The organism is Photobacterium sp. TY1-4 (genome assembly GCF_025398175.1).
Taxonomy (GTDB): Bacteria; Pseudomonadota; Gammaproteobacteria; order Enterobacterales; family Vibrionaceae; genus Photobacterium.
The window spans coordinates 170,818-186,632 of the sequence record NZ_CP099735.1 but is presented as its reverse complement, the minus strand read 5'-3'; the positions used below and the strand labels follow the sequence as shown (position 1 = coordinate 186,632).

The window sequence follows — 15,815 nt, the reverse complement described above, 5'->3', positions numbered from 1 at the left end:
CTTGATTATGATTGATGAGATGAAAGAATTAAAAAATCGTATTGAGTCATCTATCGTCACCGAAAGGAACCACATCTTTAAGTATACCTCGCCTCTGATTAACCCTAATTCTTCAGAAGCTAAAACCGTTTATCATGAGTATGATAGAGCTACCTGCAATGCCCGCTATTACAACTATAACATCGATAATATTCCGTCGTATGGTGATACCCATATAGAGAGAATGGAAGTAACAACCTTCCATGACTTTCTAGCATTCAAACTCAAGTACAACTCCAATCAAAGTCGAAAATTCTATGCACAAAGTCAAATCTTGGATTATTTCAGGAGCCATGACGAAGAGGGCTTTAACGAGTATTTAATAGCTGATTATGAGTTTGAAGGAGAGACTGATCACAAAGTATTTAGAGCTTGGCTAATGTTTGAACATCTCTTTGATATAAGCTCTCAAATAGCCAGTAGAATTGAAACAAAGAACTTTATCGGCATTCAACATCACTTGAGGCTAATTGATGATAACTTTGGTTTTCTAATGAACAGTAGAAAGTCTTTTTTCCAACTAAAGATGAACGAAGACGAGCTATACAGTTGGTTACTAACCGAGATTGAGTCATTTAAACATCGTGTCGAAGAAAAAGGTTTATGGCGAAGTTTGAGTTCCAAACCAGAGAAGCAGTTTCAACGTATATTCGAGGCCGTTTTGGGCAGAATATGCGAGCTATATGATGTCGATATCTCACCAGAAACAAGTACTGGAAATGGTATCGTTGATTTCAAATTTTCCCAAGGAAACGGCTCAAAAATTTGCGTAGAACTTAAACTATCCCAAAACCAAAATGTCCTCAATGGGCTAGTTCATCAGCTAACTCAATACCAGCGTAGTGAAAAAACTGACAAAGGAATCTATATCGTACTCAATTCGGGAAATCCTAGTAAATCATACTTCCAACTAATTGAAAATATTAAAGAGTACAAAGATTTAGGGTTAAAGACTGATCACGTTATCTTGATTGATGCCACTGAGAAATTAAGTGCAAGTAAGCAAAAGTAAATTCTGAATTGTGGAGTTGTAGTAGCTCATACTCGATATTATACATCTGCTCGTAAGTCATGACTAAACCGGTACAGACGGTCTGCTGGTATCGCAACTCACAACTGTACAACTCCAAGTTAGCATTCATACCAATTCAAGTGATTCATTGATAACTTCAAGTATAGTAAAGTTATTTTAATACTTAACCATCGTGAAACTGAAGCATCGTATTTATTAAAATAGAATCTGTACTTGTAAGCGACTCAGAATATCAGCTAAGTAATTCGGAACTGCTGTTTCTGTACATAGCGATAAAATTACGAAAAAAACAGTTCTTCATAGTCATCTTTAGTTAATCCATTTTTTTCAATAATTTTTACTAAACAATCCCTCAAAATTGGAAAAGTTTCATCCATAATAATACTAGGTTTTAATTTCCCTCGACCGTTAACTTTGTAAGAATCATTAAGAATGCCATTATGAACGGCAGAGGAGCGTATACTGTATGCTGCATTTAATAAAGAAGATATTTCCTTCCGCTTGCCAAGGTCAGAAGACGCCAATTTTGAACCAATAATTTTTATTTGGAGAGTTAGCTCTCCATTAGTATCAGGTTTTGTTAATATCGACTCAAGAGAAATACCTAAGTCAATAGCTTTATTTATATCATTCCAAGTATTCATAGCCTGACTGCGACGCGCCAAAGAAATATCTAAAGGCAATCTAAGCTTCTCATTCATAGAAAAGTATTTTTCAAATAAATGAGTAATTTGTTCAGCGTCAATACCATTCCATGAATCATAATGTTTAGGCTTAACAACCTCTAAGTATTGAGTTGAATGTGTGTCTATTATGCCAGAAAGAGGTGTGGCATCTTCTAAAATACACCAACGTAATTCAATGCAAGGAGCGTGGTTAGAAGCGAATAAAGATAGAAAATTAGTTATTAAAAATTCGTTATTTACGTAACCTTTAATAGTATTGATGTTAGCATCACTAAGAACATTTGAAAGTAATTTGCTTTCCATGGGTTGACATAGAAATGTGTAGGGCGGGTGAACTCTATCACTAGATGAAATATTTGAAGATAAATTTATTAATTTGTTATTTACATTTTCCCTTATTGTACTGGGTAAATTATCAAAATCACAAAAATAAATACCATCTATTAATTCTACTTTCCCTTTAAAATCAACCCCACTAATCAGTGACATATTATAAACCACAACATCTGATGAAGATTCAAGTTCTAGCAAAGACGAATAAGCAAGTTCTGCCCCAACCGTAGAAGCCGCTAAAACTAACCATTTCGCCAAATACAATGCATTAATTTTTTCACCATGCCCTCCAGCGCGAAATTTTGAAGAAGATAACCTAGGATGTTTTTCTTCAATAAGATCCGCTAATTTTATGGAATTACGCGATGCACCGAATGCCTTCGCATAATTACGCCAATCATCTTGAGCTTTCCATAGGGTAAGTTGCTGTATGTTTCCTTCTACAACTGACGTATTTATAGCTTTAATTATTCGTTGATTCATACAATTACTATTCCTAATGTCTTATTATTATTTCATTGTACACTCAACGACTTTAACTTCAATAACCACTCAGACCTCATGTGATCGTTGAAAGTACCCCCGTAGAACATCACAGGGATTCACAGCGAACAGCATTAGAAGAATGGATAACTTTTACTAGGGAAAAAGTGCATGAACAGGATGTGAATGAGTCAAAGGGCTAACGCATAAAGGGGCAGAACCGAGTTAGGGCAACCTGTCAGATTATGTCACTTTGCTCTCTAACGGGCCAAACAGCGAAATACCGTCACCAAGGATGACCGGCATCGTCGTCACGGTTATTTCACGGAGCACACCATGGCGAAGCGCGCTTTGAATCAGCTGACCACCGTCAACATAAACGGATCTGACATTGCGGGACTCAAGTTGCGCGAGCATATCCGACAAACTTCCGGAAACAATCGTGACTTTATCTTCCAGCTCCTCAGGCAGAGATGTCAATGAATTGCTGGCCACGTAAACAGGCTTGTCGTATGGCCAGAAGCCAAACGAAGCGACTTTTTCAAAAGTATGCTTCCCCATCAGCAATGCATCGACAGTGGACATAAATTCGGCAAAGCCAAAGTCACTCCCCTCCGGATTCTCGATGTCTTCAAGCCAGTCCAGTTCTCCATTTGGTCCGGCGATATACCCATCCAGGCTTTGCGCCATATATGCAGAAACTTTCACGTTGTTCTCCTCCAGACCTCACACCCATAACTTCGCTCTCTCATCAGGCTTTGACAGAGGTAATCAGCTTGATCACGAACCGGAGAAAGTATCCCCAGTTCGTGTTGTTACAACACATCACCATTCACCAAAGACCAGTGGTGCGGCATCAGCTCTCGTATCGTTTTAAAAACCAAATGATTACTATCGGTGGATATCGCTGCTTTCACATCGCCCCCCCAATGAACTAAACGCTCTTGGCAAACCCCACAAGGGGATAAAATGAGAAATTCGCTCTGCTCGTCTTCGCGACACAAGCACAATGAATGAGTCACCGCTTCGTTAAGCTTATGCGCTTCCAAGTACGCTCCAACTTCCATACAGAGCGATAAAGCGTCATTGTTCACATCTGGCGCAATACTGGTGAGGATTTTGCCGGAAGCCGTTCTCACTGCGGCAGCACCACCCCAACCTGCCGGATAACGCGATTTGATGAGCTGAACGGCTGCGTCGTAAAGGTCTTTTTCTATTTGACACGCGTCACTACTATTTTGAACTGTTAAGTTTTCCATGCTTTAACTCAAATCCTCGCACGATGACATAGGCAATTAATGCGAATATAAATACCACCAAATACATCCACGCAATTGCCTGAAGCGTTTCAATAATGGTTCGATACACTTCCAGCGTCCACCTTTCAACGGTGAGTTCAAGTATTTGCGTATCTTTATGAGGTGCGCTGATATACCTTTCGAGCTGATATATTCTTACCCCACCAGAAATACCCACCACATAGGCTGCAAACGTCACGTATTTATGCCATGCACTGCTGATTGGGTCCTGAATAATTCGACTGAATATTGAGGCAATTGGACTGTCGAATATTTTAACGACACAAAATGAGACAGCGATTGCTAAAGCAAATGTGACGAACAACAACGTGAAAAACATATAGCCCCCAGTTGTACTCTCATGAATCAATCAGGCTCGCCCTTATCGGCGGTGATCTCAAACCACAATCTGAAGATGGCACAGACTCAGCCAAACATCATATCAGTATCCACAGAGCGATTCACCAGGGCAAGCTGATGAGCCACACGCCACATCGGATATTAACTTGTCTCAAGACACCGAGCTGATTGCTTCGGAAATGGATAGAAATTGTATTTTGGTCAGACACATTTCTGCTTTTGAAAACTCATGCGCTTGCACCAGCGCGGTTACCTCGCTGAGTGCCAACCGATGCCCACACGGCTTGAGTTCAATATTGCCGGCTTCGCCTGACAATAAGCCATAGCTTTGACCGGCTGAATCGATGACTCGGTCGTTTTCACCCCAGATCAGCGACTCCGACTCATTGATGAACTCAGATTCCGAAGCGAGATAAATCAGTTCGTCATCACCTTCGAGGTGAAATACGCAAGGCCACGCAATCATCAATTTCTCCTGTAAACATCACGAATAACAGGGGCTCTCCCCTCATCAGGCTTAATACATTTGGTCAGTTCAATTGTGTCATCACAGGCGATCCCATATCACTTTCTGAAGGCTACACTGACCGAGCCGAACATCCGTGCAGTATCCACGGATAGGATCATCAGAGCAAGGCTCTGATGCCCAGCAAGATCGTACTGTCCGCGCGACCACGACGGTAAACACTTGAACTTAAGTAGCCATACGCCGAGATATACCTTAGCAGTTGCTGATTGGTTGATTCATATTCAGCTAAATCTGTATGGCGATGGGCAAGATAAATCCCACCGACAACCTCGCCTGAATCCTGATCCGCGAGATAATCGATTGCTGTATTTTTACAGTTAAAAGCAAACAACACATCAGAGTCTTGAACTAAGTTACGAACATCAGCCACATCAATATTATCCGGCATTTCATTAGAAAAGAGCTTGCCTGAAAGATTTACCATAACGTCCCAAATCGCAGTCATATCAGCGGATGGGCTTTCAACAAAGGCGACAACGGTTGCTGATTTTTCACAGGACGCAGTGACGATTTGCGCTTGCTGAGGAGAAGCACCAGAAACCAACAGAAGATCAAAAGATGAATCCAGTATCAGCGCCTTTGAAAGTTGGCTTAAAGGGATGAAGTATTCCTGATCAACTGAGCCAGCTTCAGGTGCCGAGATTCCCAGCTTCAGTTCATCCCTATCAGCGATTAAAGGTTCGAACATTTCACATCCAGCAAAGAAAAGTGATGACTCGCAATGTGGAACCCTTCCCGTAAATAGAACTTATGGGCTGGAAAACGCTGAACACCGGAATCGAGATGGATTTGTTCGCACCCGATTTCCAGGGCATACGCTTTGAACCAGTCGATGAGAAACTTGCCAACGCCACTGGAACGATGATTTGCATTGGTGACTAAGTCATCGATGTAGATATATTTGCCCCAAGCCAGTTTTTCCCCCACCACATAACCCGCCACTGCGAGAATACCGTCCGGAGACTTCACGTAAACAACCTGGTAGCCGTTCGCCTGTTGTTTTTTGATCTGGGCTGACAATGAGTCGATGTCATAGCTTGGTCGCAATTGCAGCAGCACCTCAAGCACCGCGGAGTGATCTGAATCGTGATCTAAGAATCGTACTTCCATGTTTTCTCCAATAAAGAGCGGCAATCCAGGGCGACTGGTGAACACGGCAGCCTGAACTGCTCATTTCAACTTTTCGCTAAGTTACTCACAAACAAGGAGGATATGCAACCAGTTCTGATCAAGGGGGTATCCTCTATTCAGGCGGTTTTCCCAGAGTTTACGGAGGCGGAAAAGGTGGTTCGCCAGCCGTAAGCACAACTCAAGGGGCATCACGGCGAGAGGCAACGCAAACCTTGTCTATCACGGTTTTGGACAACAATCTGCCAGTGCTATTGCTAATTTAGCAAACCACCAATCACTACAGGTATTGCAAAGAGAGTTGTGGACAGCTAGCGCGAGCAGTAGACTTGCGCAGGCTAGAACGCCTGACTTTGGGTGCGCACTAAACATGAACCTTTGATTATGCTAACGCAAAATCGATATTTAATCTGATGGAGATAGATAATGAACGGCAGTTGGGCTAACATCTTTCCGTACTTTGCCGGAGCTTTTAAGCTTATTGTATTAGGTATTGGAGCCTACTTAGCTATTAAGTGGCATTTTGATGAAGAGAGAAGAGTGAGGGAAGCAGAAGGCGTGGTCTTTGATAAACCAAGCTTTATGAAAAAGTTGGCAAGGATGTTAGCCCTCCCAGTTCTTCTAGTCCTTCTCGTCCTTTCAGTGATTTATGCGACAAACTGGTATCTCGACTGACGGGCTTTATTGATACGATCAATTTTTAGCGATATCAAATAATGTACTCACACTGTTAAGAGGCTTGCCCGGTAAAATAGAGCATGCTTCTGCTTTACCCAAGTATACTTTTTCCAGACCAAGTTAATGTTAGTCATTAGATAAAATAGGTCAACCAAGACACAAAAGGTTGTCTCAACTTTTAAGCTCTAAATTGGTTTGGGGCAATAACAATATATTGCCCCTATACACCCACCCTACGCCCCATCCCCCTGCGTTACCGTCAGCGTAACATAACCCCGGTTGTTACCGTAAAAGCCCCAGGCGTCGTTGGCGAAGCAATACAGATAACCGGATTTCTTCGGTGTGAACATCGCATTTTCCCCTATCTCGAAAATCCGCAGTTGGCCGTGGGTGCCGTCTTTGCCGGGGTTTTCGCTGTTGGCAATGGCGCCCATCAGGCAGAACCAGGGCGAGCTTTCAACCCGCTTGGTGCCGACAAAGTTGGCATCCTCTTTATCAAAAATGCTTTTAAAGGCTGATTCAAGTTTCCCGGTCAGCGTACCCATCATGCGCAGCAATTCTCCCGGGGAAAACTTACTGTCTATGGTGCCGCCCGGCCCGCAAGGGATATTGGAATCCACCCAGGCACCGGTCGCGTTAAACTGATAGGTCCGGTTGGCTTCTAAATAAATGCCGGTCCAGTACCATTGGTGCCTGGCGTAAATATCAACGGTGACGGGGTGCTGCGGTGACAATAGTTGGGTGGAGCGATAGGGCCCATGGGTACGGGGCGGTTGCTTACGACGTGCCTGGACGGAGGTATGAAGGCTCTCCTGGCTCTTTTTTTGATCCAGGTTCGGAATGGAACGCGGCGCAGTCACCAACACTTTCATGAAGCCCTTGTGTGATTCATGCAGCTCATCTTGCGGATTCGGGACGACCTGCGACACCTGGAGCGGATCCCACAGCAAAGCCGGAACTTTCTGTTTCAACTCGTCAATCATCCATTGCAAGGCACCATCGGATAACCCATTTTCCCGATACCCCCCGCCGACATCACTATGTACACCCGGGAACCAGACTTGTTTGACATCCGGATGCTGGCCGGTTGCCCATAACGTCGGGCAAAAACTGCCCCGCTCTTCATCAATCGCCACCGCATGGCGAGCACATTCGACTTTGGGACTCAGGCAAACATCGTGGAACTCGTAATTTTTCGGGTTATCAAACAGATCCAGCAATGCCTTGTCATTGGGGATCCCCAGCGCACCGACGGTATCCCACACGCCAAGAAATTTCACCTGATCGGAATCAGGATAAAAATCGAGGTGATAGTGGACTTCAAGATAACTACGTGATTCCTGACGGCGATACCCTTCCCGATAGATCTGCTTTACCACTTTGTCACGATCGACATCTTTCACATAGGAAAAGTCAATGAGACCGTAACGGGCGATCATGCCGGCCAGACTCCTGGCAGAATAAGCACCGCGGCTGAATCCAAGCAAAATGATCTGATCGCCGGGTTGATATTTATCGGACAGCCACTGATAACAGTCGCGGATGTCTTCGCTGAGCCCATAGCCCAAAATCCCGCCCACTGCACGATCGATAAACCCGCCGGTACCCACACCAGACTGATAACGAGTTTCCTGCTTATCGGGCTTTGACGGCAGGAAATTGAAGATCTGCCGCACATTGGTGGGGCTCGAAACGCCATCATCGCTGTTTTCCGGATCATTCCAGGTCCCGTCACAGCAGACGATTAAATAAGCCATTGCTTTCCCTATATGAACCTAAGCTCGCTATACGACATCATTAAACCTAGCCAGCAAACGTGAAATACGGTGTGATCAATGGCTCAGAATAACGATTCTATGGCGTGTTGTACCCGTACACTCAGCGTTTATGGAAATACCTCGAAAGACGGCTGTCGCATCATCACCAACTCGAGAGTTCTTTTACGGCCCATTCGATCCGGCTAGCAAATTCAGCAGTCGACAGACGCTTTCCCAGGGAGAAGCGACTACAATATCCTCATCGATACACTCGAACCTGTGGGACACTGATGGACAAAGAAGAAAAAGATGCCGGTATTTTGCAAGCAGTGGCTGAACGGATGGAATCGCAACGCCTGCCCCGCGCATTATCGATGAAAGAACGCGTTGATAACGGCGAAACCCTGAATGATCTCGATATTCAGTTTCTGAAAGAAGTCTTGGAAGATGCACATCGTGCCATGCCGCTGATGGAGCGTCATCCGGAATGGCAAAGCCTGGCTGCCAGCCTGATCAATCTGTACAAAGAGATCACCGATAAAGCGTTGGAAAATGAACAAAATCAAACCGGCAAGCACTAACCTGCCATTGATTTGGACAACTTTCATGATTCAACCAGCAGGCTTGACTTTTCACCCGGCAGGCCTATGATCGCCATTGCTTACCCATATTGACCGGAGGTGCTCAATATGACTCAGTTCGCTCGTCTGCTCGCGTGCATCTTCGCTGTTCAAATCGCTTACCTGAAGCGTCCGCAAATCGCTTAGCTTGGGCAGTGAATCCCTCTTTGATTCACTGCCGCCGAATCAACATCCTGAACTCATACATACGCCCAATGCGTGAGTAAGGTTCTGTCTCTGCGGCTGATCCAAGCTCGCATGTACTGCGAGACATCCACAGGAACAAAATATGACAATCAAACATTGGTCCAAAATGGAAATGCTCCATGAGACCGTCAAAAACCCAAACATCATCCTGAAAGGCACTCACAGTTACTACAGTGACGCTTACGATCAGGGCTTCGAGCACTCGGTCGTCCGTTACCTGCATGGCGATGAAGCCAGTCAACACTGGGAGCCACGCTGGGAGATCGACAAACTCTACATCGGCGATTACGTCTGTATTGGTGCGGAAGCAGTGATCCTGATGGGCGGTAACCATACCCACCGGTCCGACTGGTTCAGCCTCTACCCCTTCATGGATCGCATTGAAGAGGCTTATCAATCCAAGGGAGATACGGTGCTGGAAGACGGATGCTGGATTGGAATGCGGGCAATGATCATACCGGGAGTCACTGTGGGTGAAGGCGCTATTGTCGCTGCCAATAGCGTGATCACCAAGAATGTCGCGCCTTATACTGTCGTCGGTGGGAACCCGGCCAAAGCGATCCGCCGGCGTTTTCCGGAAGAGACTATCCGCCGACTGATGGCGCTGAAGATCTACGACTGGCCCGAGGAAAAGTTCGAGGCGTTGAAAGATTTGATTTGCAACCATGATATTGATGCGCTTGAACAAGCCCACCAACGATTTGACCGCTAATCACTCCAGGGAGCACAGGTTGCTCCCTTTTCTTTCATGAATAAGGAAAATTATCGGTAACAACAGGCTTGTCGCATCGCTAAGTCTCTGTTAACTTGAGCCATATGAACAAGATCTCACTCCCCCTAATGTCAATGATGCACATGCCTTCTCAGCGAATGCTGCGGGGGATGGGCTGCTTGTTCTAAAGAAAACACCAAGCAACACCATTCCACACTCACAAACTGGAATGGTGCGCCAATGAACCCCACTCAAAACCCTCAGTGACTGCGTCCATTCCAGCGATTTCATTTTACGTATGGAGACGCACTGATGACTTCTTTTGTAACCACGCCGATTTTTTATGCCAACGGTGAGCCGCATCTGGGCCATGCCTACAGCGGTATTGTTGCCGATATCTGCCACCGCTTCAGCCAACTCATCGGCGAGGAAAATGTGCTGATCACCGGTACCGATGAACACGGTCAGAAAATTGCGTCCACTGCCCAGGCAGCCGCGACAGATATCGCAACCTTTGTTGATACCAAGGCAGAAACCTTCGCCGCGTTATGGCCTGAGCTGACCATCCGACCGGACATTTTCATCCGGACCACGCAATCGGCGCACAAAGCCCATGTGCGCGACGTCTGGCAGCAACTGTTTGAACGCGGCGACATCTATCTGGGTTCCTATTCCGGTCAGTACTGTGTCGCCTGCGAGCAATATTATTCGCCGCGTGAGTTGGAGGACGAGCACTGTCCGGTCCACAAAAAACCGGTTGTTACCGTGGCTGAAGAAACCTACCTGTTCCGGTTGGAAAACTACCGCCAGCAACTCCTGGATGACTATCTGGCTCATCCGGATCTGATCACCCCGAGTCATTTTCAGGAATCAATCATCGCCCTGCTCCAGGAAGGCCCGCTGGAAGACTTGTCCGTGTCGCGGATCAATAACAGCTGGGGCGTACAGGTACCGAACCACAGCGAACATACGGTGTATGTGTGGATAGACGCGCTGTTTAGCTACATTACCGCCATCCAGCAAACCGGCCATGCCAGTACCGCAATCGCGAACACGGCGCACATCCTGGGCAAAGATATCCTGAAATTCCACGCGCTCTACTGGCCGGCATTCCTACTGGCGCTTGATCTGCCGCTGCCGAAGAAACTGGTGGTACACGGATGGTGGACGATTGAAGGCCAGAAAATCTCCAAATCCAATCCGGAAACCACGGTCAATCCAAGCACCTTCAGCCACCAGCTCACCGCCGATGGCCTGCGTTATGCCCTGGTTCGGCAAAAACCGCTCTACCGCGATGGCAATGTCGCGATTGACGAGCTGGCAGAAGTGATTAATGCCGACCTGGCGAACAACTTCGCCAATCTGGTGAAACGCAACAACACCCTGGTCGTGAAATACTTTGACGGTCAGCTCGAAGGCAGCCTTGGCAAATACCTTGATGATGAATGTGAGCAATTGCTGAGCACCAGTCGGGCACAGCTGGAACAAGTGATCCGGCACTATCAGGACTATGATATTTACCAGGTCACTTTGGTGCTCAAACAGCTGCTGGACCAACTCAACGCCTTTTTCCACCACCGGGCGCCATGGCTGATCAGTAAGGGACAGGACCGCCGACAAACGATCAATACCTGCTTTGTGATCGCCAACGTGCTGCAACAGGTCGCCCTGAGTTATTTGCCGATCGTGCCGGAGCTGAGCCAGCGTGTCCTTACCGAATTCGGCATTGACGAGACGCAATGGCGCCTGAATCCGAACCTGCCGCTGCATGCAATCCAGATCCAGGAGAGCAACAGTCATTTTGCGAGAATTCAGCTGAGCCGCTAAACCATCGGCACAAAAAACAAAACGGGCGCCCAGGTGTTAACCGGGACGCCCGTTGTCATGGTCTGCTGTTGATTACGCCGAAGTCGGATTGAGCTGCGAAATATCAAACACTTTATCCGGCCAGCCCCGCACAAATTCGGCTTCGTGCGAGACCAACACCACGGTACCGTCATAGCGCATCAAAGCTTCCTTCAGCGCCGATTTCACATCGACATCCAAATGCGTGGTCGGCTCATCCAGGATCAAGACATTGGTGTTCTCCACCGCCAGACAGCACAGCTTCACCTTGGTTTGCTCACCGCCACTCAGCGTTGCCAGGCTTTGCTGCGCTTTGCGACCGGAAACACCAAACCGGGCCAGTTGCTGATGGGCCATTTTATCATTCAGGGCAGCATTGGCCGCCCGCACCACCTGAACCGGGGTACTGTCCGGGTACGGCCAATACAAGTCCTGGGCAAAATAACCCCACTTGATACCCTTGGCGGTTTCCACCTGGCCTGAGAGTGCATCGACCTCGCCGATCAGGGTTTTCAGTAAGGTCGATTTCCCCATTCCGTTAAAGCCGACAATTGCGATTTTCTCGCCGCGCTGGATATCCAGGTTCACCGGCGGCAACAGTGGTCGCTGATAGCCAATCTTCAAGCCTCGGGTGGCAATCACCCGCTGGGCGTTCAGCGGTGCGGCGGCGAAGTGAAATGCCGGCGTGGACTTTTCTTCCGGTTTCGCCAGCCGATCAATCTTGGCCAGCTGCTTCTTGCGGCCATTGGCGATGGTCGCATTGACCCCGGCACCATTTTTGGAAATGTAAGCCTCGAGCTTTTCAATCTGGCGTTGCTGCGCTTCAAATTGTTTGACCAGATGCTGCTGCTCCTGCGCTTTCTGCGCCATCGCCTTGGCGTAGTGACCTTTGTATTTTTTGATCTGCTGATGGTCAATGTCACAGATGCCATTGGCAATGCGCTCAAGAAATGCGATGTCGTGCGACACCACCATAAATGCGCCCGGATACTGTTCGAGAAACCCGCCCAGCCATTCGACATGATCGGTATCGAGATAGTTGGTCGGCTCATCAAGCAACAGCACATCCGGTTGTTGCAACAGCAGTTTAGCCAACATCACCTTGTGCCGCTGGCCGCCGCTGAGCGCGCCCATCCGGGTCTCGAGTCCGAAGCGGTCTATCCCCAACCCGGCTGCAATCTGGGTGATCCGGTGATCCAGGGTGTAGAACTGCTCTTTTTCCAACAGCGACTGCAGTGCCGCAGCCCGGTTGAGCAGCACCGTCGAGGTATCGATTGCCATCTGTTCGTACAAGGCCATCAGGATCTGTTCCGCCTCGAACAGCTCGGCAAATGCAGAAGCGAGGTAATCCTGAATCGACAACGCCTTGTTGACCGTCCCGTGCTGATCCAGATACCCCATCACACGATTCGGCTGCCAATGGATCTCCCCCTGATCCGGTAAATACTCCCCTTGCAGGAGTTTCAGCAGGGTACTTTTTCCAACGCCGTTGTGGCCGGTCACCCCGATGTGCTCGCCGGTGTGCAGGGCGAAATTGGCATCTTGATATAATACTTTGTCGGCAACCTGATATGTCAGGTTTTGAATCACTAATAAACTCATGTTTTTAAACCATAAAAAAAGGGGTCGGTAGCAATGCACCGACCCCTGGATAACGTTCACTGTCATCTCGTTTCTGATAAATTTCAGATACAAAAAGGCCGGTGATGAAGCATCACCGGCCGCCTTCTCTACCCGTACACATCAGATGCAAGCTGACCTGCGCTTTCGCACATCACCGCAACTGATGAAGATTCAGGTTATTTAAGCTCCGAGCAACACTTCATCGTGTTTGTGCGCGGAGCAGACCCTTCTGACGAAGCTCTTGAATAAGATGTACAACATGGTAGAGAGTGTTTAAAAACAATTTGGGGCGAATCTACCCAAATCCGTGCCGCCTGTCAATGCAACCTGTTGGTTATTTACCCCCAACGCCACGATCCAATTTTCTGCTACCAAATTTTAAGCCGGTCTTTTGGCGCGAGGTACATCCCATCCCCGACCTGAGTTTGATACAGGGTATGAAACGCATCCAGATGCGGAAAGATGCCGTTTACCCGATACTCTCCGGGCGGGTGGCCATCGGTTTCAAGGAACTTCAGCAAAATGGGCTGACGAAGATTGCTGCGCCACACCTTAGCCGCCTGTTCAAAGAACGTACGATCAGCTTGCTGCGGATCCTGCTCCGTGCTCATGATGCGCCGATGCGCGCGGTAGGCGATATGCAGCCCATTCAGGTCTCCCAGGATCTCGCCCAGCTCCAGTTCGCCATTGAGAAAATGTCCCGGCAAAATTTCATACGCATTGGCCTGAGCCACGGCCCGCGCCGCCACCGCATTGAACTTCTTACGATCTGCTGCTGTCCACCAGTTCCTCAGGTTCCCTTCGGCATCAAACTGACTCCCCTGATCATCAAAGCCATGACCAATTTCATGGCCGATAATAAAACCAATCCCGCCAAATTGCGCTGCATCATCCCAAGCCGCATCGAAAAACGGCGGCTGCAGGATCGCAGCCAGCAGGATAAATTTATTCGCCGACGGTTGATAATAAGCGTTGACCACGGTCGGTGACTGAAGCCATTCATCCGGGTCGACCGGCTGGCTCAGCTTCGCCACCATAGACTCGTGATCAAAGCGGGCGATGGCCCGGGCATTCCCAACGAGATCATCCGGGGCCACTTTCAAGGTACTGTAGTCTTTCCACACTTCAGGATAGCCAACATAAAAGCGCATGTTCTTCAGCTTGGCGAGCGCCTCCGCTTTGGTTGCATCACTGAACAGCGTCGAGCCTTCAATCGCCATGCTGTATTCTTCCTTGATGGTCTGAACAATGTGATTCACCTGGGCCAGCGCTTCACGGCTGAACTGCTGTTCGATGTACACCCGGCCAACCAGCATATCTACGCTTTCTCCCAAAAACAGCACCGCTCTGAGCCACTGCGGCATTTCTTTCTGTGAGCCGCCCAGCGCCCGTTGATAACGATTCAGTTCATCCTGGAAATCCTGGGTCAGCAACGGTCCTCTTTCAGCCAGCAAACGCATCCGCAGATAGTCTTGCCACACCGCCACCTTGGTTGAGGGAAAGAGTGCATTGAGCGCTTCCAGATACGATGGCTGCTGCACCACTACGCCCTCAACCGATGCGACTCCCAAGTCAGACATCATGGCTTGCACCGGAAAGGTACTCAGCGTCTGTTGCAACTGAGCCAGGGTGAAAGGATTGTATTTCTTGCGGGGATCCCGATTCTGAGCCGGTGTCCACTGGATCCGGGCCAGTTGCTGCTCCAGCGTCAAGACCTGAGGGGCTTTTTCCGCTGCCCCGGTAATACCGGCCAACGAAAGCATCTTGGCGATATGGGTTTGATAGAGCTCGCGGATTTTTTTCGAGCGATCATCCTCGCCGACTAACACCGCCTGGCTCTGCCCCAGTCCGTACTGAACCACACCCAGTACATGCCGTGTCGACTGCTTGGGATCGGGCATGACCGCCATCACCAGGGGAACACCAATGCCCTGGCGCTGAAACGCCGCAAACACGCCCGCGAGCTGTTGATGATCCTTCGCATCGGCAATCAACTTCAGCTCAGGCACCAGCGGAGTGATCCCCAGCTGATTGCGCCGGTCGGTGTCGAGATAGGAATGATAGAGATCCAGGAGTTGCTGCTCATAAGCCGTTAACGGCGTCTTGCGTTGTTCCAGCGCTTCAAGCGACTCCCGCACCAGCGCATTGACCTTGAGGGTCAGCTGGACAAAATTATCCACGCCCGGCATATCCTCCGGGATCGGCGTATTGTCCAACCATGCTGCATTGGCGAAATGATAATAATCTTGCTGAGGCTCTGGCTTGGCCTGCGCACCGGCGGCGACGAGCCAGAGAAGAATAAGGATTGAACGGACCAACTGATGCCACACTATCGTTTGCATGGGGATGCTCCTGAGAAACCAGTCTCATTGGCTGATTGACGTTGACCACACACGATCATGTTCAAATTCTACAAGCCAGATCTCTTTTCGACTAAAGCAACCCGATGCACACTGGCAGCAGCCCTAGCTCCCGCAAGCCCAT

Annotated in this window: 15 protein-coding genes; 5 read left to right on the top strand and 10 right to left on the bottom strand. The window is 48.2% G+C overall.

What is annotated here, in order from left to right; translation table 11 throughout:
• The first annotated feature begins 7 nt into the window (after positions 1-7).
• On the top strand, positions 8-1,051 hold the full coding sequence (locus tag NH461_RS17455; protein ID WP_261603892.1) for a hypothetical protein: 1,044 nt from the start codon (positions 8-10) through the stop codon (positions 1,049-1,051).
• Between the two features lie 299 nt (positions 1,052-1,350).
• Here NH461_RS17455 and NH461_RS17450 read toward each other — a convergent pair whose 3' ends face one another.
• The 7 genes from NH461_RS17450 to NH461_RS17420 all read right to left on the bottom strand — a co-directional run bounded on the left by NH461_RS17450 (position 1,351) and on the right by NH461_RS17420 (position 5,871).
• On the bottom strand, positions 1,351-2,574 hold the full coding sequence (locus NH461_RS17450) for a HEPN domain-containing protein (RefSeq protein ID WP_261603891.1): 1,224 nt from the start codon (positions 2,572-2,574) through the stop codon (positions 1,351-1,353).
• Positions 2,575-2,817: 243 nt separating this feature from the next.
• The gene (locus NH461_RS17445) at positions 2,818-3,282 is read right to left on the bottom strand and encodes a dihydrofolate reductase family protein (protein WP_261603890.1); all 465 of its coding nucleotides are present in this window, start codon (positions 3,280-3,282) and stop codon (positions 2,818-2,820) included.
• Between the two features lie 107 nt (positions 3,283-3,389).
• Positions 3,390-3,833 (bottom strand): cytidine deaminase, encoded by a 444-nt coding sequence (locus NH461_RS17440; RefSeq protein WP_261603889.1) that lies wholly within the window; start codon positions 3,831-3,833, stop codon positions 3,390-3,392.
• A complete protein-coding gene (locus tag NH461_RS17435) occupies positions 3,808-4,212 on the bottom strand; it encodes a hypothetical protein (protein WP_261603888.1) in 405 nt (134 codons plus the stop codon). The genes NH461_RS17440 and NH461_RS17435 overlap by 26 nt, the downstream gene beginning before the upstream one ends.
• A 171-nt stretch (positions 4,213-4,383) precedes the next feature.
• The gene (locus tag NH461_RS17430) at positions 4,384-4,698 is read right to left on the bottom strand and encodes a DUF4144 domain-containing protein (RefSeq protein WP_261603887.1); all 315 of its coding nucleotides are present in this window, start codon (positions 4,696-4,698) and stop codon (positions 4,384-4,386) included.
• 160 nt (positions 4,699-4,858) lie between these two features.
• Positions 4,859-5,449 carry a hypothetical protein gene (locus NH461_RS17425; protein ID WP_261603886.1) on the bottom strand — a complete coding sequence of 197 codons (591 nt, stop codon included), beginning with the start codon at positions 5,447-5,449 and terminating at the stop codon, positions 4,859-4,861.
• Positions 5,434-5,871 (bottom strand): GNAT family N-acetyltransferase, encoded by a 438-nt coding sequence (locus NH461_RS17420; protein WP_261603885.1) that lies wholly within the window; start codon positions 5,869-5,871, stop codon positions 5,434-5,436. Before NH461_RS17420 ends, NH461_RS17425 begins: the two co-directional genes overlap by 16 nt.
• A 444-nt stretch (positions 5,872-6,315) precedes the next feature.
• Here NH461_RS17420 and NH461_RS17415 point away from each other — a divergent pair, with 444 nt between their 5' ends.
• Positions 6,316-6,564 (top strand): hypothetical protein, encoded by a 249-nt coding sequence (locus NH461_RS17415; RefSeq protein WP_261603884.1) that lies wholly within the window; start codon positions 6,316-6,318, stop codon positions 6,562-6,564.
• A gap of 236 nt (positions 6,565-6,800) precedes the next feature.
• On the opposite strand, the gene NH461_RS17410 is transcribed toward NH461_RS17415, so the two are convergent.
• Positions 6,801-8,324, bottom strand: coding sequence for a DUF2235 domain-containing protein (locus NH461_RS17410; protein WP_261603883.1), 1,524 nt, complete (start codon positions 8,322-8,324; stop codon positions 6,801-6,803).
• 290 nt (positions 8,325-8,614) lie between these two features.
• Between NH461_RS17410 and NH461_RS17405 the strand changes: the two genes are divergently transcribed.
• From NH461_RS17405 to metG, 3 genes are all read left to right on the top strand, one after another.
• Positions 8,615-8,905: a hypothetical protein gene (locus NH461_RS17405; RefSeq protein ID WP_261603882.1), complete on the top strand. Its 291-nt coding sequence runs from the start codon at positions 8,615-8,617 to the stop codon at positions 8,903-8,905.
• A 328-nt stretch (positions 8,906-9,233) separates the two neighbouring features.
• Positions 9,234-9,863 carry a CatB-related O-acetyltransferase gene (locus tag NH461_RS17400; protein ID WP_261603881.1) on the top strand — a complete coding sequence of 210 codons (630 nt, stop codon included), beginning with the start codon at positions 9,234-9,236 and terminating at the stop codon, positions 9,861-9,863.
• Between the two features lie 312 nt (positions 9,864-10,175).
• Positions 10,176-11,690: a methionine--tRNA ligase gene (gene metG / locus NH461_RS17395; RefSeq protein ID WP_261603880.1), complete on the top strand. Its 1,515-nt coding sequence runs from the start codon at positions 10,176-10,178 to the stop codon at positions 11,688-11,690.
• Between the two features lie 72 nt (positions 11,691-11,762).
• Here metG and NH461_RS17390 read toward each other — a convergent pair whose 3' ends face one another.
• Both NH461_RS17390 and NH461_RS17385 read right to left on the bottom strand, forming a co-directional pair.
• Positions 11,763-13,310 (bottom strand): ABC-F family ATP-binding cassette domain-containing protein, encoded by a 1,548-nt coding sequence (locus NH461_RS17390; RefSeq protein ID WP_261603879.1) that lies wholly within the window; start codon positions 13,308-13,310, stop codon positions 11,763-11,765.
• Between the two features lie 389 nt (positions 13,311-13,699).
• Entirely contained in the window at positions 13,700-15,673 is a 1,974-nt protein-coding gene (locus NH461_RS17385; protein WP_261603878.1) for a M13 family metallopeptidase, read from the bottom strand.
• Positions 15,674-15,815 lie beyond the last annotated feature (142 nt).